This window comes from Streptomyces sp. G7(2002) (genome assembly GCF_028870195.1).
Classification (GTDB): domain Bacteria; phylum Actinomycetota; class Actinomycetes; order Streptomycetales; family Streptomycetaceae; genus Streptomyces; species Streptomyces nigrescens.
On sequence record NZ_CP102609.1, the window covers coordinates 3,257,542 to 3,278,105 of the forward strand.

Sequence of the window (20,564 nt, forward strand, 5' to 3'; positions counted from 1 at the left end):
TGGGCTCAGCGCTTGCCGGACTTGGGTGTGACCAGGCGGCTGCCGGTCCAGTCCTTGGCCGCGTTGATGCTCTTGGTCTGGGACAGACCCGCGGTCTGCGCGGCCTCATTGATGTCGCTCGGCTCGACGTAGCCCTCACGGCCGGTCTTCGGGGTCAGCAGCCAGATCTGCCCGCCCTCGTCGATCAGGCCGATGGCGTCCACCAGCGCGTCCGTGAGGTCGCCGTCCTCGTCGCGGAACCACAGCACAACGACGTCGCAGACGTCGTCGTAGTCCTCGTCGACGAGATCCTGGCCGATCACGGTCTCAATGCCTTCGCGGAGATCCTGATCGACGTCATCGTCGTAACCGATCTCCTGGACCACCTGTCCGGGCTCGAACCCCAGCCTGGCGGCAGGGTTGGTCCGCTCCTCCGCGTGGTCCGCGGTCGCGCTCACGGATTGCCTCCTGTCATGTTTCGGAAATGCTCGGGGACCCCGCGCGTGCGCGGAGCATTGGGCGTAGTCCACACGGGCCGGGCGGATCGCGCAAGTACCCGGCGGTCCAGACCGCCGAAACGGTGACGTTTGGAGGCGTCTCGCCGCAACCGCGACCCCCGCAGGACAGGCTGAAGTGATTCACGCCACAGCTTTCTGCAGGGTTTATCGGGTACTGGCGCGGGACTGGTCCCTTCGGGGGGCGGCCGCGGCTCGCGGACCTGATTTCGGGGTCCGCACGTCCGTACGCGAAGCACTTTCGACATGGGCGTATGGTTGCGATTTGGCCGACCCGAGAAATCGGCCTTTTCAGCGCCATCTCTCTACGGATGGGTTACCCATCAGTAGAGGTGACGTATCCCTGTGGCTCGGTACACGATGGAAGACGGCGCGACACAAGGCAGAGACAGCTTTCGTCCCGTGCGCAGCATGAAAACCCTGCAGGGCACGACACGAACCGAACACGAAGGAACAGCGTGGCTTCCGGATCCGATCGAAACCCGATCATCATTGGCGGCCTTCCCAGCCAGGTCCCGGACTTCGATCCCGAAGAGACCCAGGAATGGCTCGACTCGCTCGACGCGGCCGTCGACGAGCGAGGCCGGGAACGTGCCCGCTACCTCATGCTCCGCCTGATCGAGCGTGCCCGCGAGAAGCGTGTGGCCGTGCCCGAGATGCGCAGCACGGACTACGTCAACACCATCGCGACCAAGGACGAGCCGTTCTTCCCGGGCAACGAGGAGATCGAGCGCAAGGTCCTGAACGCGACCCGGTGGAACGCCGCCGTGATGGTCTCGCGCGCCCAGCGTCCGGGCATCGGCGTCGGCGGTCACATCGCCACCTTCGCCTCCTCCGCCTCCCTCTACGACGTGGGCTTCAACCACTTCTTCCGGGGCAAGGACGAGGGTGACGGCGGCGACCAGATCTTCTTCCAGGGGCATGCCTCGCCCGGTGTCTACGCCCGTGCGTACCTCCTGGACCGGCTGAGCGAGAACCAGCTCGACGCCTTCCGCCAGGAGAAGTCCAAGGCTCCCAACGGTCTGTCCAGCTACCCGCACCCGCGGCTGATGCCGGACTTCTGGGAGTTCCCGACCGTCTCGATGGGCCTCGGCCCGCTCGGCGCGATCTACCAGGCGCGGATGAACCGCTACATGGAGGCGCGCGGTATCGCCGACACCTCCAAGTCGCACGTCTGGGCCTACCTCGGCGACGGTGAGATGGACGAGCCCGAGTCGCTCGGCCAGCTGTCCATCGCCGCCCGCGAGGGCCTGGACAATCTGACCTTCGTCGTCAACTGCAACCTGCAGCGCCTCGACGGCCCGGTCCGCGGCAACGGCAAGATCATGCAGGAGCTGGAGTCGCAGTTCCGCGGCGCCGGCTGGAACGTCATCAAGCTGGTGTGGGACCGCAGCTGGGACCCGCTGCTCGCGCAGGACCGCGACGGCATCCTGGTCAACAAGCTCAACAGCACGCCCGACGGTCAGTTCCAGACGTACGCCACGGAGACCGGCGCGTACATCCGCGACCACTTCTTCGGTGACGACCACCGGCTGCGGGCGATGGTCGAGAACATGACCGACGACCAGATCCTGCACCTGGGCCGTGGCGGTCACGACCACAAGAAGATCTACGCGGCGTACGCGGCGGCCAAGGCCCACAAGGGCCAGCCGACGGTGATCCTCGCGCAGACCGTCAAGGGCTGGACGCTCGGTCCGAACTTCGAGGGCCGCAACGCGACCCACCAGATGAAGAAGCTGACGGTCGAGGACCTCAAGGGCTTCCGTGACCGGCTGCACCTGCCGATCCCGGACAAGGACCTGGAGGACGGCGCGCCGCCGTACTACCACCCGGGCCGCGACTCCGAAGAGATCCAGTACATGCACGACCGCCGCAAGGGCCTGGGCGGTTATGTGCCGACCCGTGTCGTGCGCGCCAAGCCGCTGCAGCTGCCGGACGACAAGGCATACGCGGGCGCCAAGAAGGGCTCGGGGCAGCAGAAGATCGCCACGACCATGGCGTTCGTCCGGGTCCTGAAGGACCTCATGCGGGACAAGGAGATCGGCAAGCGCTTCGTGCCGATCGCGCCCGACGAGTACCGCACCTTCGGCATGGACGCGTTCTTCCCGTCGGCCAAGATCTACAACCCGCTGGGCCAGCAGTACGAGTCGGTCGACCGTGAACTTCTCCTGGCCTACAAGGAGTCGCCGACCGGCCAGATGCTGCACGACGGCATCACCGAGGCGGGCTGCACGGCGTCGCTGATCGCGGCGGGTTCCGCCTATGCGACGCACGGCGAGCCGCTGATCCCGGTCTATGTCTTCTACTCGATGTTCGGGTTCCAGCGCACCGGTGACCAGTTCTGGCAGATGGCCGACCAGCTCTCCCGCGGCTTTGTACTCGGCGCGACCGCCGGCCGTACGACGCTGACGGGTGAGGGTCTGCAGCACGCCGACGGCCACTCCCAGCTGCTGGCCTCGACCAACCCGGCCTGTGTCGCCTACGACCCGGCCTACGGTTACGAGATCGCGCACATCGTCAAGGACGGTCTGCGCCGGATGTACGGCGAGAACTCCGAGGACGTCTTCTACTACCTGACCGTCTACAACGAGCCGATCCTGCACCCCGCGGAGCCGGCCGATGCCGACGTCGAGGGCATCCTCAAGGGTCTGCACCGCGTCAAGCCCGGCGAGAAGGGCGAGCACACCGCCCAGATCCTCGCCTCGGGTGTGGCGGTGCCGTGGGCGGTCGAGGCCCAGCAGATCCTCGCGGACGAGTGGAACGTCAAGGCCGATGTCTGGTCGGCGACGTCCTGGAACGAGCTGCGCCGCGACGCGGTGGAGGCCGAGGAGCACAACCTTCTGCACCCCGAGGAGGAGCAGCGCGTCCCGTACGTGACGCAGAAGCTCCAGGGCGCCGAGGGTCCGAAGGTCGCGGTTTCGGACTGGATGCGTTCGGTTCCGGACCAGATCGCGCGCTGGGTTCCCGGCACGTACCAGTCGCTGGGTGCCGATGGCTTCGGCTTCGCGGACACCCGTGGTGCGGCCCGTCGCTTCTTCCACATCGACGCGCAGTCCATCGTCCTTGGCGTGCTCACCGAGCTCGCCAAGGAGGGCAAGGTCGACCGGTCGCTGCTGAAGCAGGCGATCGACCGCTACCAGCTCCTGGACGTCGCGGCCGCCGACGCGGGTGAGGCCGGCGGCGACGCCTGACCTGACCGCGGCCTGCCGCCGCACCGCTTCCGCCGCGCCCCCCGACCAGCGTCCTTCGCCGGTCGGGGGGCGCGGTGCTGTGTGACGCGGTGCGGTGTGGCGGGGGCTGCGAGCGCGCGGGGGCGGGCCCGTGGGCGGCCGGTTCAGCGTTCCCACACCTTGAACGCCCTGACCCGGTAGGGGGACTGAGGCACCCAGCTGCCGCCGCCCGGATAGGTGTCGAACTCGGCGGTCTCGGCGCATTCCACGCTCTGGTAGGTGGTGACCGGCCGGCCCGTGCGGTTGGCGAGGGCGGCGGCGCCGCTCCCCTTGGGCAGCGGGACACAGCTCTCGATATCGGTGCCGGACAGTTCGTAGGTCCGCCGGGCGCCGCCGAAGTCGGCCTTCGGCCAGAGGCAGAGCTGGCCCGCGTCGCAGTCGCCGGAGGCGTTACGGCCGCCGGCGGCCGCGTGGGCGGCCGGGGTGCCGAGGGCCGGCGGGGCGGCGAGTGCCGCGGCCAGGGCGGCCAGGAGGCCGGTGAGGAGCGCGGTGGTCCGTGACGTGCGCAGGCGCATGGGAATCTCCCCCGTGGAGTACGACGCTGAGGCCCCGCGGCGGGCCGGTTGCCCGCGGCGGGTTCGTCATCGAGCTTCGCGAGGGCGGTGGGCGGCTGCCAAGCCCGTGGCGGCACTGCCACCCGGATCAGGTATGTGGACGGCCAACCGGGCCGGGGAAAGGCGGCCGGTGCGCGAGGTTGACGTGGAACGGGGCGGCGCGGGCGGCCCGCGGAACCGTTCCTCCCGGTGTGCGCGGGGGTGCGGTGGCTGCGGGCCCGTCGTCGTGCCCGTAGTGGGGGCGGGCGGGTTCCCGTGACGGCTCATCCGGATGAGGGATTCGGCCCGCCGAGGGAGCCCAACTGCCGCCAGGGGTAAGGCCGGTGGCTCCCGGCGGCAGCCCGGGGCGGCCGGTTGACGGGCGGGAGCGCGGGGACACGGTGAAGCGGAGGCGCGGAGGCGCGGAGGCGCGGAGGCGCGGTGACAATGTGCCGCGATGCCGCGAAGCCGCGAAGCCGCGATGGCCCGGATCAGGGAGGTCGGCGGAGCACCAGGCGTCCGGGCGTACTTGTGCCGCCCCCCCGCGCCAAGGCCCGTCGCCCGTCGCCCGCCGCGCATGCCACGGCGCGCGGCCGGACGAGGGTTTCTCGTGCGTGCCGCGCGCCGGGCGCTGCGGGCGGGGCCTGCCGGTCGTACGTCTCGCCGCGGTGCGGGCGCCGTACGGCCGGGGCGCCGGTCAGATGTGGCCGACGCCGGCGCCCGCCTCGGCGTTCGCGCCGCGCTTGGTGAAGAACGCGACGACCGCCGCGACGACCGCCACACCGCAGGCGACCGTGAAGGCCTGGGCCATGCCGGACACAAAGGTGTCATGGGCAACGGAGGTGATCTTCTGGGCGAACTCCGGCGGGGTGCCCTTCGGGATCGGCGCGATACCGGCGGAGACGGCGTCGGAGAGCTGGGACGCCTGCGCGGGCGGGACCGGCGGGAGGCCGGCCGACCGCCAGTTGTCCGGGAGGTCGCTGTCGACGCGGGAGGCCATCACCGCGCCGAGCACGGCCGTACCGAGGCTGCCGCCGACCTGCATCGCGGCCTGCTGGAGGCCGCCGGCGACACCGGAGAGCTCCAGCGGGGCGTTGCCGACGATGACCTCGGTGGCGCCGACCATGACGGGCGCGAGCCCCAGACCGAGCAGCGCGAACCAGAGGGACATCAGGCCGGTGCCGGTGCCGGTGTCGAGGCCGGACATGCCGTACATGGCGACGGCGGTGAGGACCATGCCGCCGACCAGAGGGATGCGCGGGCCGAACTTGGTGATCAGGGCGCCGGCGAGCGGCGAGCCGACGATCATCATGCCGGTGAGCGGCAGGAGGTGCAGACCGCTGTCGACGGGCGTCATGCCGTGCACGTTCTGGAGGTAGAACGTCACGAAGAACAGGCCGCCCATGAAGGCGAAGGCCATCAGCACCATCAGGACCGTGCCGGCCGTCAGCGGCAGCGAGCGGAACATCCGCAGCGGGATGAGCGGTTCGCGGACCTTGCTCTCCAGGAGGGCGAACAGGGCGAAGAGGACCACGGCGGCGATCAGGAAGCCCCAGGTCTTCATGCTGTCCCAGTGCCACTCCCCCGCCTTGATCAGCGGCCAGATGAGGCAGAACATCGCGCCGGAGAGCAGCACGATGCCCGGGATGTCGAAGGAGCGGGGGGCGTTCTCCGCGCGGTGGTCCTTGAGGATCACCAGGCCGAGGACCAGGGCCAGCACTCCGACCGGGACGTTGATGAAGAACACGGACTGCCAGTTGACGTGCTCGACCAGCAGTCCGCCGACTATCGGGCCGCCGGCGGTGGAGGCGCCGATGACCATGCCCCAGATGCCGATCGCCATGTTGAGCTTCTCGGCCGGGAAGGTGGCGCGCAGCAGCCCCAGCGCGGCGGGCATCAGCAGCGCGCCGAACAGACCCTGGAGCACCCGGAAGGTGATGACCAGCGCGACCTCGTCGGAGAACCCGATGGCGGCGGAGGCGGCGGCGAAGCCGAGGATGCCGATGAGGAAGGTCTGGCGGTGGCCGAAGCGGTCACCGAGCTTGCCCGCCGTGATCAGCGCGATGGCCAGGGCGAGCATGTAGCCATTGGTGATCCACTGCACATCGGCGAGCGAGGCGCCGAGGTCCTGCTTGATGGCCGGGTTGGCGATCGCCACGATCGTGCCGTCCAGGGCGACCATCATGACGCCGATGGCGACGGAGAAGAGGGTCAGCCACGGATGGCCGCGCAGCCCCTTCGGGGGGTCCGGTACGGGAAGTTCCGGCGCAGCTTCGGCAACCGGGGTCTGAGAACTCATACCGCGAGGCTAATGTCAGCCACTGACAGTTGACAAAGCATTTCATGAGTCGGTAACTGTCATCTCGCTCACAGGTAACCTGAGCAGCGAGAAGACCACGGAAAGGCGGCTCAGGATGGCGACCCCGACGCCGCATACGGCACCCGCGGGCCTGCGGGAACGCAAGAAGCAGCGCACCCGCGACGCACTGATCCGCGCGGCGCTCGAACTGTTCACGGAGCAGGGGTACGAGACGACGACGATCGACGAGATCGCGGAGGCGGTGGATGTCTCCCAGCGGACGTACTTCCGCTACTTCGCGAACAAGGAGGACGTCGCCTTCGCCGTCCAGGAGATGGTCGAGGCCCGCTTCCTGGAGGAGCTGACCGCGCGGCCCGCGACGGAGGCGCCGCTCACCGCCCTGCGCAGCGCCGTGATGGTGGCCTGGGACGACATCGGCAGCGCCATCGAGTCGGTGATCCCGGTGGAGCTGTACATGCGCTCGTTCCGGATGATCGAGTCGACGCCCGCCCTGGTCGCCGCGCATCTGCGGCGCTCCTCCGAACTGGAGGAGGAGATAGCGCGGCTGATCGCCCGGCGCGAGGGGCTGGATGTGGACGCCGACTTCCGGCCGCGGGTGCTGGTCGCCGCGTTCGGCGGGGTGATGCGGGTGGCGGGCCGGGTGTGGGGCGAGGGCCAGGACTGCAGCGTGGCGTCGATCCGCGAGGTGACCCGGTCCTATCTGGACCACATCGGGCCGGCGATGGAGGACGACTGGCGGGTGCGCTGAGCGCACCGGCGACGGGCCCGGCGGAAGCGCCGGGCCGGCGGAACCCATTACTCCACTCGTCGCCCCATCCGCCACCCTCCGTGACGAATCCCCTTCGCTAAGCGATCATGAGGGACTCCCCCTGAGATCGCCACTGCACGGCTGAGCACCGGAAATCGTCAACCGGTGTCCGTTTTGGTCGAAATACCCACCGCGAAACGTGATATCACTCACGGTCACTGCGAGCGCCCTCTCCGGTCTCCTAGGGTGGCTCGCGGTGAATTCCTTCTCGGGCCTCGGCCCCTCCTCCGGTTTCCTGCAGTCCACGGCCTGGCGTGCCGCCCTCGCGCTGTCGGTGGTCTTCGTCATGCTCGCCATCACCGGCTGGACGGCAGTCAGAGGCACCACGGAGGACGCCAACCCGCTGGCCACCGCCAGGGCCTCCTGGCAGCACGCCACCTTCCTCGGGCGCCCGCTGCCCGACCCCCAGGGTCCGCCGGCCGCGCTGCGGGCCTTCTTCGCCACGCTCAGCCGCGCCGAGAAGCAGCAGCTCGCCGACCGCTATCCGCTGGTCGTCGGCAACCTGGGCGGCGCCCCCGTGAAGCTGCGCTACCGCGCCAACCGGGCGGCGATCGACGACGCCCGCCGCGTCGAGAAACGCCGGATGAACGACCACCGGCTCACCCCCGTCGGCCGCCAGGAGGCGGGCCGGCTGATGCACCGCCTCGAATCGATGATGAGCCCCGGCCGGCAGATCCTGGCCTTCGATCCGGCCGACGGCGGCCGGGCCGCCGAGGTCTTCGGCAATCTCCCGGCGGCCCACCGGGTGTCCGTCGTGGTGCCCGGCGTGGACATCAATCTGTCGACCTTCGAGCGCACCGCGCGGGCGAACACCGCCCCGGTCGGGATGGCACGCGCCCTCTACGGCGCCGAGCGGGAGGCCCGGCCCAGCGCCCGTACGGCCGTGATCGCCTGGGCCGACTACACCACGCCCTCCGGTGTCGGCGTCGAGGCCGCCACCGGGCAGCTCGCCGCGGCCGGTGCGGTCCGGCTGCGCGCCCTGGTGGACTCGCTGCCCTCCTCCGACGCCGTCTCGCTCTTCTGCCACAGCTACGGCTCCGTGGTGTGCGGTGTCGCGGCCCGGGACCTGCCGTCCAACGTCGAGGACATCGCGGTGGCCGGCAGCCCCGGTATGCGGGCCCCGAGCCGCTCCGGGCTGGGCACCACGGCCCGGGTCTGGGCGATGCGGGACTCCGACGACTGGATCCAGGACATCCCCAACCTGGAGGTCGGCGGGCTCGGTCACGGCGCCGACCCGGTCGACCCGTCCTTCGGCTCCCGGATCCTGTCGGCCGACGGCGCCGTCGGGCACGCCGGTTACTTCGCGCCAGGCACCCGCAGTCTGCGCAATTTCGCACTCGTCGGGGTCGGCGCGGCCGACACCGTCGACTGCGCGTCCGACGACCCGCAGTGCACCACCGGTCTGGTCTGAGGACCGCGGGACCGCAGCCCGGCTCCCGCAGGCACGGCCCGTCCCCGGGCGCCGGGCCGTGCCTGCGGGAACCGCGCCCGGCGGTGGAGACGTCCACGAGGCGAGGGACCGCGCGGGTGAACGGAGTGACACGCGCCGCTTCTGCAGGCGCCCCCGAGGTGTCCGGAAGGGGGACGGGTGAGCAACCGCCCGCATACGATGAGCCGCATGGGTGATGTGCTGGCCGGTTTTCACGCCGTCTGGGAGTTCGACACGGACTCCGTACTCATCCGCTTCGAACGGGGGATCCGCAGGCCGAAGCTGTTCCAGGCGCTCGGTGAGCGACGCATTCCGTACGAGGCGCTGAGCTCCGTCGAGGTGACCGAGGGCAGACGTGGCACGGTGGTGCTGCACGCCGTGCCCCGGCACGGCGCCGACCCCCTGATGGAAGCGGCGAACGGGCAGCTCAAGGAGGACGCCGATCCCTATCGGCTGGTGCTGCCGGCCGACCGCGAGACGCTGGCCGAGTACTACGCCGACGAGCTGCGCACGGCGCTCGGCCCCGATGCGAAGGAGCCCGCCGACCGCCATCTGGTGGCCGCGCCGGAGCCCCCGCTGCACTTCAAGGCGTATGACGGCAAGGCGTCCTTCGACGGACGGGCGGTCGCCTTCCGGTGGTTCTGGACGGGCGCGTCCTCGGCGAAGTGGAAGTGCGGCGACCAGACCTTCCCCGTCGGCGAGTTGGCCGGCATCGAATGGCGGTCGCCGGAGATCCTCAACGGCTATCTGCGGCTGCTGGAGCGCGGGGCCCACGAGCCGGGGGCGGGCGAGGCGGACCAGGATCCGGCCGCCGTGGTGTTCGGGCTGGGGTACGGCCCCGTGCACGAGTCGCTGCCGTTCGCGGCCTCGGTGCTGCAGGCCGTACGCGCCGCCGAGCCGGCCCAGGAGACAGCGGACGGCGCGCCGGTGCGCCACCGGACCGGGGAGACGCGCCGCGATCCGGCGGACATCGCGGACCGGATACGGCACCTCGGAGAACTGCACGGCGCCGGACTGCTGACCGACGACGAGTTCAGCACGAAGAAGGCCGAGCTGCTGGCGGAGCTCTAGGGGAGTGCCTCCCCGTAGGCCCTGTCGTCGCCCGGAGCCTCCTTTCGGAACGTGGTTGGACCGGGGGCCCGTTGAGCGGGCAGGGACTCATACCGTGGTACGGGGCGAAAGTCCGCCCCCTGGTATGACGCCACGGCCGCCGCGCTCCGCTTAGATGGAGGCGCGATGACCGGACGATCTTCCACCCCTGAACCCGAGCCGGCTCACGGCCCCGTGCGTGAGCCGGCCCATCAACGGGCGCTGCGCGCCGCACGGCAGGCGCTGCGTGTCCTGGCCGTGGAGCTCGGCACCCCGACCGAGCCCGGCACTCCGCTGCTGGACAGCGTCCGGAGTCCCTGGCTGCGCCGCGTCCCCTATGTCGTCGCGTTCGCGTTCGCGGTGTCCTTGCTGCCGACGACCATCACCGTCCTCAGTCACGACTACGGCCTGGACGGCGGGATGTCCGGCGCGCTCGCCACCGCGCAGACCGTGCCGCTGCTGCTCGCGGTGACCCGGCCGCTGCAGGCCTGGTGGGTGATCTTCGCGGCGGATGTCATCGGTGCCCTGGCGCTCGCCGGCGAGGACGGTGTCGTGGGTCGCGCCTGGCCCTGGCCGCCCATGGAGATCGTCGGCTATCTCGCCCTGATGCTCGCGCTGTCCCTGCGCGAGCGCCGTCGCACCCTGACCGCCGTCTGGCTGACGACCGGTGTGGCGGGCCTGCTCTCGGAGGTGTTCACCCCCGAGGGCAGCAACAGCACCTGGGTGCTGATGTTCGTCCTCACCGGTGTGGTGCTGATGATGGGCGCCACACTGCGCGAACGCGGCGATGCCCAGCGCAAGTTGATCGAGCAGGAGACCATCAGCGAGGCCGAGCGCGCCCGTCGGACGCTGCTGGAGGAGCGCGCCCGGATCGCCCGTGAACTGCACGATGTCGTCGCGCACCACATGTCGGTGATCACGGTCCAGGCGGCCAGTGCCCCGTACCGCATCAGCGGGATTCCCCGGGAGGCCGAGGAGGAGTTCGGCTCGATCGCGGCGACCGCCCGGGAGTCGCTGGCGGAGATGCGCCGACTGCTCGGGGTGCTGCGCAGCGAGGAGGCGGTGCGGCACGACGGCCCGGAGAAGACCCCGCAGCCCGGGATCGCCATGCTGCCGAAGCTGGTCGAGGGGACCGTACGGGCGGGTGTGCCGGTCGAGTTGGCGCTGCCGGAGGAGCCGGTGGCACTCGAACCGGCGGTGGATCTGTCGGCGTACCGCATCGTTCAGGAGGCGCTGGCCAATGTGGTGCGGCATGCCCCGGGGGCGCCGACCCGGGTCTCGGTGACGCCGGCCGCGGACGGCGCACGGCTGACCGTGCTGGTCGTCAACTCCGCGCCGTCCGCACCGTCCACGCCGCTGGAGACCACCGGCACCGGTCATGGCCTCATCGGGATGCGGGAGCGGGTCCGGCTGGTGGACGGTTCGCTCGACACCGGGCCGCTGCCCGATGGCGGCTTCCGCGTCGCCGCCCAGCTCCCCCTTCCACCGCTGCCATACCCGGCATCGTCCCTCTCCGCAAAGGATTCCCACCCCGCATGACCACCCGCGTGATCATCGTCGACGACCAGGCCATGGTGCGTGCGGGCTTTGCCGCACTGCTCGCCGCGCAGAGCGACATCGATGTGGTGGGCGATGCCCCGGACGGGGTGCAGGGCGTCGCCCTGAGCCGCCGGACGCACCCCGATGTGGTGCTGATGGATGTGCGGATGCCGGAGATGGACGGTCTGGCGGCGGCCCGTCAGCTGCTCGATCCGCCCGTCGGCGTCATCCATCGCCCGAAGGTGCTGATGCTGACCACGTTCGACGTCGACGACTATGTCTACGAGGCGCTGCGCGCCGGGGCGTCCGGCTTTCTCCTCAAGGACGCGCCGCCGGCCGATCTGATCTCCGCGGTCCGGGTCGTGGCGGCCGGTGAGGCGCTGCTCGCGCCGTCCGTGACCCGGCGGCTGATCGCCGATTTCGCCCGCTCGGGGCCGGTGACCCGGAAGGGCCGGCCCTCGCTGCGGCTGAACGGCCTCACTCCGCGCGAGACGGAGGTCCTGGAGCTGATCGCCCGCGGGCTGTCGAACCAGGAGATCGCCGATGCGCTGATCGTGGCCGAGCAGACCGTGAAGACCCATGTCAGCCGGGTGCTCGCCAAGTTGGACCTACGGGACCGCGCCCAGGCCGTGATCTTCGCGTATGAATCGGGGCTGGTCTCGCCCGGTGAGCGGTAGCGCCCGTCCCGCGTGCGCGTCTCTCCTTCCTGAGGACGAGCGCGGCCGGGCACCCCTACCCCCGTAGTACCCGGGAGTCGGCTCCGCGGTGTGACGCCGCGTCATACACCCGCTCCCTACGTTTCCCTCCGTCACACCCACGGGAGAGGGAGACACCACCATGTCCAGGCTGCTCACCACCGCCCGGCGCGGCAGACGCACGCTCATCGGGGCCGCGGTGGCCGTGGCCGAGCGCACGCCGGCGCACCGTGACCGTGCGCTCGACGGTCTGCGGGCGCTGGCGCTGCTCGCCGTCCCCACCGGCCACTGGCTGATCGGCGGCTTCACCCTCGACACCGGGGGCGCGCTGCACAACGCCAGCCTGCTGACCGCCGTCGGCGGGCTCGCACCGGCCAGTTGGGTCCTTCAGCTGCTCGGCATCTTCTTCCTGGTCGGCGGGCATGCGTCGGTGCTGTCCTTCCGGCGCGCCACCGGGCGGGGCGAGTCCACCTGGACCTGGCTGCGCGGCCGGCTCGTCCGGCTGGGCCGTCCGGTGCTCGGGGTGACGGCCGTATGGGCGGTGCTGCTGCCCCTGCTGTACGGACTGGGCGTACCGGAGGCGACCCTGCGGACGGGGGCGACGCTGGTGATCCAGCCACTGTGGTTCGTCGGCGTGTACGCGGTGATCACCGCGCTGACGCCCTGCTGTCTGCGCGCCGCCCGGTGGATGGGCGCCTGGGCCGCGGCACCGCTGGCGGCGGCCGTCGCCGCGGTGGACTTCCTGCGCTACGGGCCGTACGCCGATGCCATGCCGCCGTGGCTGAGCCTGCTCAACCTGCTGCCCGGCTGGATGTTCGCCTATCAGCTCGGGGTGTCCTGGGGTGAGCGGCGGCTGGGCGGACGCGCCGCCTGGTCGCTGCTGCTCGGCGGCGCCGCGGTGTTCGCCGCGCTGCTGCTGTTCTTCCACTACCCGGCGAGCATGGTCGGCGTTCCCGGGCAGGACCGTACGAACTCCCACCCGCCGTCGTTGCTGGTCCTGGCGCTGGCCGCCGCCCAGTCCGGCGCCGCGGTGCTGCTCCGTGAGCGGCTCGCCCGGCTGCTGCGCCGGTCTGCCCTGTGGGCGCCCGTGGCGATCGTCAACCTCTCCGCGCTGACGATCCTGTGCTGGCACCAGACGGCGATGCTCTCGCTGGCCGTACCGGCGTCCTTCCTGGGGCAGGTCCCCGGACTGACGGTGGCGCCCGACACCCTCGGCTGGGTCCTGGCCCGGCTCGCCTGGCTGCCGGTCTTCGCCGCAGCACTGCTCCTCATCGGCCGCACCACCCGCCGCTTCGAGGCGCCCTGGACGGGTGTCGACGGGATCCGCCGGGCCGCCACGGCGCTTCTGGCCGCCGGGTTCGGGGCCTTCGCGCTGGGGCTGGCGTAGGACCCGTCCGCGGCGGGGCTCACCGGGCCCGGGAAGGAGCGGGGCGCCCTCGGCCCCGCCCCGCCGGACCTGCTACTCCCGTCCCGCCGAGGTGAACGACATGTCCGCGTACCGCGGCCCCGCGACCTGCCCGGCGATCGGCTCCAGCCGCGCCAGGTCCTGTTCGGTCAGCCGGATCCGGGTCGCCCCGGTGTTCTCCTCGATCCGGCTGCGCTTACGGGTGCCGGGGATCGGGACGACGGCCAGGCCGCGTGCCGTGGCCTGCTGCTGCACCCAGGCCAGCGCGATCTGGCCGGGCGTGGCGCCATGGGCGTCGGCGACCGCGCGGACCGGCTCCAGCAGCGCGGCGTTGGCGGCCGCGTTGTCGCCGGTGAAGCGGGGCTGCTGGCGGCGGAAGTCGTCCGCGCCCAGCTCCTTGTCGGCGTGCACGAAGGCACCGGTCAGGAAGCCCCGGCCGAGCGGGGAGTAGGGCACGACACCGACGCCGAGCTCGGCCGCCGCCTGCACCACCCCCTCCTCGATGTCCCGGCTGAACAGCGACCATTCGGACTGCAGCGCGGCGATCGGGTGCACGGCCTGGGCCGCGCGCAGTTCGCTGCCGGTCACCTCGCTCAGCCCCAGGTGCTTGACCTTGCCCTCGGCGACGAGTTCGGCCATGGCGCCGACCGATTCCTCGATCGGGACGTTCACATCGCGACGGTGCATGTAGTACAGGTCGATCTCGTCCACGCCCAGGCGCCGGAGGCTGCCCTCGACGGCCTGGCGGATATAGGCCCGGTCGTTGCGGATGATGCGCTTGGCCGGGTCGTCCGGGTCGAGGGATATCGCGAACTTGGTGGCCAGCACGACCTCGTCGCGGTGTGCCCGGATGAAGGGGGCGATGAACTTCTCGTTCTCCCCCATGCCGTACATATCGGCGGTGTCGAAGAGCGTCACGCCCAGTTCCCGTGCGCGCTCCAGCGTGGCCCGCGCCTCGTCGGTGTCCGTCGGGCCGTAGGCGAAGCTCATGCCCATACAGCCGAGGCCCTGCACCCCGACCCGCGGTCCGCCGGTGCCCAGCTCGACCGTCTCGATCTTCTCGCTACCCATGGAGACCTCAGAACCTCTCGGACGCCCGCCGGGCGTCGGCATAGATGTCGATCTTGTAGTCGAGTACGTCCAGCGTGCTCTGCAGCTCGGCTATGCGCTGCCGTACGTCCTCGCGGTGCGCGGTCAGCAGCTGCTCCCGCTCGGCGAAGGTGCACTCACCGGCCCGCACCAGCTCGGCGTAGCGGACCATGTCCGCGACCGGCATACCGGTCAGCCGCAGCTTGGTCACCAGGCTCAGCCAGTCCAGATCGCGGTTGGTGAAGCGCCGCTGCCCGGTGTGGGTGCGGTCCACGTGCGGCATCAGGCCGATGCGCTCGTACCAGCGCAGGGTGTGGGCGCTGAGCCCGGTGTGCTGCGCCACCTCGCTGATCGTGTACTGGTCGCGGCCGGCGGGCCGCGGATGCGGGCGCGCGGTGCCGCAGTCACGCGCCTTCGCCGGCGGCCTCCTGGTCGTGGTCGCGCCGCTCGCCGCCGGTTCGCTCTGCGTTACCGTCATGCCCCGTCTCCCCTGTCGCGCCGGACGTCCCCCGGCGGTTTCGCCGGGTGCCTCTCGACGTCTTCAACGCTAGAGACTTCGAGCGCACTCCAGGCAAGCGCCGATCACGGGCAGACTTGACCGGAATTTGGGGACGCCGGACCGGCCCCTAAGCTCGTGGGCATGCAGAGCCTGCGGATGATCGAGAACTGGCCGGTGCCCACCGCTGCGGCCGCCGTCGTACGAGCCGATGGATCGGTGGCCGGAGCGTACGGCCCCCTGGAGCATCGCTTCCCGCTGGCGTCCGTGACCAAGCCGCTGGCCGCGTACGCCGCACTGCTGGCCGTCGAGGAGGGCGCCGTCGAGCTGGACGAGCCGGCCGGGCCCGAGGGTTCCACGGTGCGTCATCTCCTCGCCCACACCTCGGGGCTGGCCTTCGACGAGCCGCGCGCCATGGCCGAGCCGGGCACCCGCAGGATCTACTCCAACGCCGGTTTCGAGGCGCTGGGCGACCACATCGCCAAGGCGACCGACATCCCCTTCCCGCAGTATCTGCACGAGGCGGTGCTCGCCCCCCTCGGGATGACCTCGACGGAGCTGCCCGGCTCGCCCGCCAAGGACGGCGTCTCCACGGTCGCCGACCTGATCCACTTCGCGGCCGAGCTGCAGGCGCCCCGGCTGCTCGCCCCGCAGACCCTCGCGGCGGCGACCCAGGTCGTCTTCCCCGGTCTGTCGGGGGTGCTGCCGGGCTACGGGCACCAGAAGCCCAACGACTGGGGCCTGGGCTTCGAGATCCGGGACGGCAAGTCACCGCACTGGACGGGCGCGTCGTCCTCGCCCCGCACCTTCGGGCACTTCGGACAGTCCGGGACGTTCCTGTGGGTGGACCCGGACGCCCGCGTGGCGTGTGTGGCGCTGGCCGACCGGGCCTTCGGGCCGTGGGCGATCGAGGCCTGGCCGCCGCTGACGGACGCGGTGCTGGCCGAGCTGGCACAGACTGCCTGACCTGACGTGCGGTCCGAGCGGCACCGGCCGCCCGGACCGCACCGGCTCACCCGTACGACGGCTCCGGGCCCATCTCCCACACCAGGCACTCCGCCGCCGCCAGCCCCCGCAGCTCCAGCCCCTCCCCGTCGGTGATCCGCGCCGCGTCACCGGCCTCCAGACAGGCGTTGCCGAGTCGTACGGCGCCGCGCACCACCTGCACATAGGCCCGTGCGGCATCCGGGACCGCGGTGCGCTCACCGTCGGCGAGGCGGCGCACATGCAGCAGGGCGCCGGCCCGCGGGACCGCGTACGGGGTGCCGTCGGCGATCCCGCGCACCACCTCGTACGACGGCTCCCCGCCGACCTCGTGCGGCGCCAGCCACATCTGGACGAAGCGCAGCGGCCCGTCACCGTCGTTGCGCTCCACATGCCGGACGCCGCCCGCCGAGCTGAGCCGCTGGAGATCACCCGGGCGTACGGTGGTCTCGTGGCCGGCCGAGTCGCGGTGGGTCAGTTCCCCCTCGACCACCCAGGTCACGATCTCCGTGTCGCGGTGGGGGTGCTCGTCGAATCCGGCGCCCGCCGCCAGCCGCTCCTCGTTGCAGGCGATCAGCACGCCGAAGCGCAGATTCTCCGGGTCGAAATGCGGCCCGAAGGAGAACGCGTGCAGCGACTCGATCCCGGCCTCCGCGTCCCCGCCCGGATACCGTTCATGGCCTCTCCGCACCTGAATCATGGGCCCACGGTAGCCCCGCCCCCTCACCTCCCCGCCCCGATAGTGCAGGCTTGTCCCGTGTCTGAACCCGCATCGCGCGACGCGCACCCGCACTCCGCGACCCTCCGGCGCCTGGAGAATTCGTCCGGCAAGCTGGCGGCCGCCGCCATCGCCCGCATGGACGCCACGCTGCCGTGGTACCGCGCGATGCCCCCGGAGAATCGTTCCTGGATCGGCCTGGTCGCCCAGGCCGGAATCGCCGCGTTCACCGAATGGTTCCGGCATCCGGAGACCCCCCAGGCGATCAGCACCGATGTCTTCGGCACGGCGCCGCGCGAACTGACCCGGGCGATCACGCTGCGGCAGACCGTGGAGATGGTCCGTACGACCATCGAGGTCATGGAGTCCGCGATCGACGAGGTCGCGGCCCCGGGCGATGAGTCCGTGCTGCGCGAGGCGCTGCTGGTCTACGCCCGGGAGATCGCCTTCGCCACCGCGCAGGTCTACGCCCAGGCGGCCGAGGCCCGCGGCGCCTGGGACGCCCGGCTGGAGTCGCTGGTGGTCAACGCGGTCCTGTCGGGGGAAGCCGACGAGGGCGCGGTCTCCCGTGCGGCGGCGCTGGGCTGGAACTCCCCCGAGCATGTGTGCGTGGTGCTGGGCACCGCGCCGGACGGGGACAGCGAGCTGACCGTGGAGGCGATCCGGCGCGCCGCGCGGCACGCCAAGCTCCAGGTCCTGACCGGTGTGCTGGGCTCCCGCCTGGTGGTGATCGCGGGCGGTTCGGACAATCCGCTGAAGGCCGCGAAGGCACTGATCGGCCCGTATGCCGCCGGTCCCGTGGTGGCCGGCCCGGTCGTCTCCGATCTGCTGGCCGCGACCCGTTCGGCGCAGGCCGCCGCCGCCGGACTGCGGGCCTGTGCCGCCTGGCCGGACGCCCCGCGGCCGGTGCTCGCGGACGATCTGCTGCCGGAGCGCGCGATGGCCTCGGACCCGGTCGCGCGCGAGCAGTTGGTGGAGGAGATCTACAGACCGCTGGAGGAAGCCGGGTCGGCACTTCTGGAGACGCTGAGCGTTTATCTGGAGCAGGCGAGCAGTCTGGAGGGGGCCGCCAGGATGCTGTTCGTGCACCCCAACACCGTGCGCTATCGGCTGCGACGTGTGACAGACGTCACCGGCTGGTCACCCTCCGATGTGCGCTCGGCGTTCACCCTCCGTATCGCGCTGATTCTGGGGCGTCTGGCTGACGGTGAGGCCCAACCCTAGACTTTTGTCGGACACCAACAATTCCCCCGATGGTTCTTCGTCCTTGTCCCCACGGGCGGGCGGAACCACCCACAAGAGAGAGTGTGAGGGTGCTCGTACTCGTCGCTCCCGGCCAAGGCGCTCAGACGCCCGGCTTCCTGACTCCCTGGCTCGACCTTCCCGGTGTCGAGGACCGTCTCCGTGCGTGGTCGGCCGCCATCGACCTGGACCTGGTCCACTACGGCACGAAGGCGGACGAGGAGGAGATCCGTGACACCGCGGTGGCACAGCCGCTGCTGGTGGCCTCCGCCCTGCTCTCCGCCCGGCAGCTGTTCGCCACGGCCGACGACGTCGCCGCGCAGACCGGCGCGGTGGCCGGCCACAGCGTCGGTGAGCTGGCCGCCGCCGCGCTGGCCGGCACGCTGACCGACGAGGCCGCGATGACGCTGGTGCGCCGGCGCGGCCAGGCGATGGCCGAGGCCGCCGCCGTCACCGAGACCGGTATGGCCGCGCTGCTGGGCGGCGACGAGGCCGTGGTCATCCCGCATCTGGAGCAGCTGGGCCTGACCCCGGCGAATGTGAACGGCGCCGGCCAGATCGTCGCCGCGGGCACCGCCGAGCAGATCGCCGCACTGGTCGAGAACAAGCCGGAAGGCACTCGCCGGGTCGTACCGCTGAAGGTGGCCGGCGCGTTCCATACTCACCACATGGCACCCGCCGTTTCGGCCCTGGAATCCGCGACCGCCCAGCTGGCGGTCGCCGATCCGCGCACCCGTTACGTCTCCAACAAGGACGGAGCGCAGGTCTCCTCCGGCCAGGAACTGGTGCAGCGGCTGGTGGGCCAGGTGGCCAACCCCGTGCGCTGGGACCTGTGCATGGAGACCTTGAAGGAGCTCGGGGTCACCACGCTCATCGAGGCGGCTCCCGGCGGCACGCTCACCGGCCTGGCCAAGCGCGCGCTGCCCGGCGTGCGGACCCTCGCCCTCAAGACGCCCGACGACCTCGACGCGGCCCGCACGCTGATCGCCGAGCAATCCGCACCGGCCGAATAGGAGTCCGAAGCGCATGACCTCGAAGATCAAGCCCTCGAAGGGCGCCCCGTACGCGCGGATCATGGGCGTCGGCGGCTACCGCCCAACCCGTGTCGTGCCGAACGAGGAGATCCTCAAGCACATCGACTCGTCCGACGAGTGGATCCGCTCGCGGTCCGGTATCGCGACCCGCCACTGGGCGGGCCCCGAGGAGACCGTCGCGACCATGTCGGTCGAGGCGTCCGGCAAGGCCATCGCCGACGCCGGCATCACGCCCGAGCAGATCGGCGCCGTGATCGTCTCCACCGTTTCGCACTTCAAGCAGACCCCGGCGATCGCGACCGAGATCGCGCACCGTATCGGTGCCGGCAAGCCGGCCGCGTTCGACATCTCGGCGGGCTGTGCGGGCTTCGGCTACGGCCTGACCCTGGCGAAGGGTCTGGTGACCGAGGGCTCGGCGGAGTATGTGCTGGTCCTCGGCGTGGAGCGGCTCTCGGACCTGACCGACCTGGAGGACCGCGCGACGGCCTTCCTCTTCGGTGACGGGGCCGGCGCGGTGATCGTCGGCCCGGCCAACGAGCCCGCGATCGGCCCCACGGTCTGGGGTTCGGAGGGCGACAAGGCCGAGACCATCAAGCAGACGCTGGGCTGGGACGTCTACCGCCCCACGCCGGTCCCCGGGGGAGACGCTCCCGAGGGGCGTCCCGCTCCGGAGGAGATCCGCTACCCCGCCATCACCCAGGAGGGCCAGGCGGTCTTCCGGTGGGCGGTGTTCGAGATGGCGAAGGTCGCCCAGCAGGCGCTGGACGCGGCCGGGGTCAGCCCGGACGACCTGGACGTCTTCATTCCGCACCAGGCCAACATGCGGATCATCGACTCGATGGTGAAGACTCTGAAGCTGCCGGAGAGCGTGACGGTCGCCCGTGACGTGGAGACCACCGGCAACACCTCGGCCGCCTCCATTCCGCTCGCCATGGAGCGGCTGTTGGCGACCGGACAGGCCAAGAGCGGCGACACCGCGCTGGTCATCGGCTTCGGGGCGGGTCTCGTCTACGCCGCGACGGTCGTTACCCTCCCCTAGGCAAGATCTGCGCAGCGCCGTACGTCATCGGACGTTTCGGCCGTCGCACGGATCTTCACCGCAAGTAACGTAGTTTCCCCTTAAAATGACCGAAGGAGCGCCATCATGGCCGCCACTCAGGAAGAGATCGTCGCCGGTCTCGCCGAGATCGTGAACGAGATCGCCGGGATCCCCACCGAGGACGTCCAGGTGGACAAGTCCTTCACCGACGACCTGGACGTTGACTCGCTGTCCATGGTCGAGGTCGTCGTCGCCGCCGAAGAGCGCTTCGACGTGAAGATCCCGGACGACGACGTCAAGAACCTCAAGACGGTCGGCGACGCGACCGAGTACATCCTCAAGCACCAGGGCTGATCCAGCCCCTGCGCATGTCGCCACCCCGCGGTGGCGCCGTCGATTCAGACCCCTCTACCCGTGGAG

General features: G+C 71.0%; 18 protein-coding genes. 12 read left to right on the top strand and 6 right to left on the bottom strand.

Going from position 1 to position 20,564, the window contains the following annotated elements; genetic code table 11:
• Window positions 1-5: 5 nt before the first annotated feature.
• Complete coding sequence (locus NUT86_RS13440; RefSeq protein WP_006605843.1) at window positions 6-437, bottom strand: DUF3052 domain-containing protein; 432 nt, start codon at window positions 435-437, stop codon at window positions 6-8.
• A gap of 515 nt (window positions 438-952) precedes the next feature.
• Between NUT86_RS13440 and aceE the strand changes: the two genes are divergently transcribed.
• The gene (gene aceE, locus NUT86_RS13445; protein WP_018088040.1) at window positions 953-3,685 is read left to right on the top strand and encodes a pyruvate dehydrogenase (acetyl-transferring), homodimeric type; all 2,733 of its coding nucleotides are present in this window, start codon (window positions 953-955) and stop codon (window positions 3,683-3,685) included.
• 143 nt (window positions 3,686-3,828) lie between these two features.
• Here the strand turns inward: aceE and NUT86_RS13450 are convergent, their stop codons facing one another.
• Together NUT86_RS13450 and NUT86_RS13455 are read right to left on the bottom strand one after the other, a co-directional pair.
• Complete coding sequence (locus NUT86_RS13450) at window positions 3,829-4,239, bottom strand: peptidase inhibitor family I36 protein (RefSeq protein ID WP_274735381.1); 411 nt, start codon at window positions 4,237-4,239, stop codon at window positions 3,829-3,831.
• Between the two features lie 715 nt (window positions 4,240-4,954).
• A complete protein-coding gene (locus NUT86_RS13455) occupies window positions 4,955-6,556 on the bottom strand; it encodes an MFS transporter (RefSeq protein WP_018088042.1) in 1,602 nt (533 codons plus the stop codon).
• A 115-nt stretch (window positions 6,557-6,671) separates the two neighbouring features.
• Here NUT86_RS13455 and NUT86_RS13460 point away from each other — a divergent pair, with 115 nt between their 5' ends.
• From NUT86_RS13460 to NUT86_RS13485, 6 genes are all read left to right on the top strand, one after another.
• The gene (locus NUT86_RS13460) at window positions 6,672-7,325 is read left to right on the top strand and encodes a TetR/AcrR family transcriptional regulator (RefSeq protein ID WP_018088043.1); all 654 of its coding nucleotides are present in this window, start codon (window positions 6,672-6,674) and stop codon (window positions 7,323-7,325) included.
• Window positions 7,326-7,581: 256 nt separating this feature from the next.
• Window positions 7,582-8,796 carry an alpha/beta hydrolase gene (locus NUT86_RS13465; protein WP_018088044.1) on the top strand — a complete coding sequence of 405 codons (1,215 nt, stop codon included), beginning with the start codon at window positions 7,582-7,584 and terminating at the stop codon, window positions 8,794-8,796.
• 207 nt (window positions 8,797-9,003) lie between these two features.
• Window positions 9,004-9,885 (top strand): DUF4429 domain-containing protein, encoded by an 882-nt coding sequence (locus NUT86_RS13470; RefSeq protein WP_018088045.1) that lies wholly within the window; start codon window positions 9,004-9,006, stop codon window positions 9,883-9,885.
• Between the two features lie 165 nt (window positions 9,886-10,050).
• Window positions 10,051-11,442 carry a sensor histidine kinase gene (locus NUT86_RS13475; RefSeq protein WP_274735385.1) on the top strand — a complete coding sequence of 464 codons (1,392 nt, stop codon included), beginning with the start codon at window positions 10,051-10,053 and terminating at the stop codon, window positions 11,440-11,442.
• Entirely contained in the window at window positions 11,439-12,119 is a 681-nt protein-coding gene (locus NUT86_RS13480) for a response regulator (protein WP_093644332.1), read from the top strand. Before NUT86_RS13475 ends, NUT86_RS13480 begins: the two co-directional genes overlap by 4 nt.
• Before the next feature lie 160 nt (window positions 12,120-12,279).
• Complete coding sequence (locus tag NUT86_RS13485) at window positions 12,280-13,524, top strand: acyltransferase family protein (protein WP_274735387.1); 1,245 nt, start codon at window positions 12,280-12,282, stop codon at window positions 13,522-13,524.
• 72 nt (window positions 13,525-13,596) lie between these two features.
• On the opposite strand, the gene NUT86_RS13490 is transcribed toward NUT86_RS13485, so the two are convergent.
• Complete coding sequence (locus tag NUT86_RS13490; protein ID WP_093644330.1) at window positions 13,597-14,613, bottom strand: aldo/keto reductase; 1,017 nt, start codon at window positions 14,611-14,613, stop codon at window positions 13,597-13,599.
• Window positions 14,614-14,620: 7 nt separating this feature from the next.
• Window positions 14,621-15,109: a MerR family transcriptional regulator gene (locus NUT86_RS13495; RefSeq protein ID WP_274735390.1), complete on the bottom strand. Its 489-nt coding sequence runs from the start codon at window positions 15,107-15,109 to the stop codon at window positions 14,621-14,623.
• Between the two features lie 162 nt (window positions 15,110-15,271).
• Here NUT86_RS13495 and NUT86_RS13500 point away from each other — a divergent pair, with 162 nt between their 5' ends.
• Window positions 15,272-16,093, top strand: a complete 822-nt coding sequence (locus NUT86_RS13500) for a serine hydrolase domain-containing protein (protein ID WP_109896120.1) — start codon at window positions 15,272-15,274, stop codon at window positions 16,091-16,093.
• A 46-nt stretch (window positions 16,094-16,139) separates the two neighbouring features.
• On the opposite strand, the gene NUT86_RS13505 is transcribed toward NUT86_RS13500, so the two are convergent.
• Window positions 16,140-16,811, bottom strand: coding sequence for a pirin family protein (locus NUT86_RS13505; RefSeq protein ID WP_174876396.1), 672 nt, complete (start codon window positions 16,809-16,811; stop codon window positions 16,140-16,142).
• A gap of 57 nt (window positions 16,812-16,868) precedes the next feature.
• On the opposite strand from NUT86_RS13505, the gene NUT86_RS13510 reads away from it, so the two are divergent.
• The 4 genes from NUT86_RS13510 (at window position 16,869) to NUT86_RS13525 (ending at window position 20,498) form a co-directional block, all read left to right on the top strand.
• Window positions 16,869-18,053, top strand: a complete 1,185-nt coding sequence (locus NUT86_RS13510; protein WP_018088053.1) for a PucR family transcriptional regulator — start codon at window positions 16,869-16,871, stop codon at window positions 18,051-18,053.
• Between the two features lie 89 nt (window positions 18,054-18,142).
• The gene (locus NUT86_RS13515) at window positions 18,143-19,084 is read left to right on the top strand and encodes an ACP S-malonyltransferase (protein WP_274735394.1); all 942 of its coding nucleotides are present in this window, start codon (window positions 18,143-18,145) and stop codon (window positions 19,082-19,084) included.
• Between the two features lie 13 nt (window positions 19,085-19,097).
• Window positions 19,098-20,144, top strand: coding sequence for a ketoacyl-ACP synthase III (locus NUT86_RS13520; protein WP_018088055.1), 1,047 nt, complete (start codon window positions 19,098-19,100; stop codon window positions 20,142-20,144).
• Between the two features lie 105 nt (window positions 20,145-20,249).
• Entirely contained in the window at window positions 20,250-20,498 is a 249-nt protein-coding gene (locus NUT86_RS13525) for an acyl carrier protein (protein ID WP_018088056.1), read from the top strand.
• Window positions 20,499-20,564 lie beyond the last annotated feature (66 nt).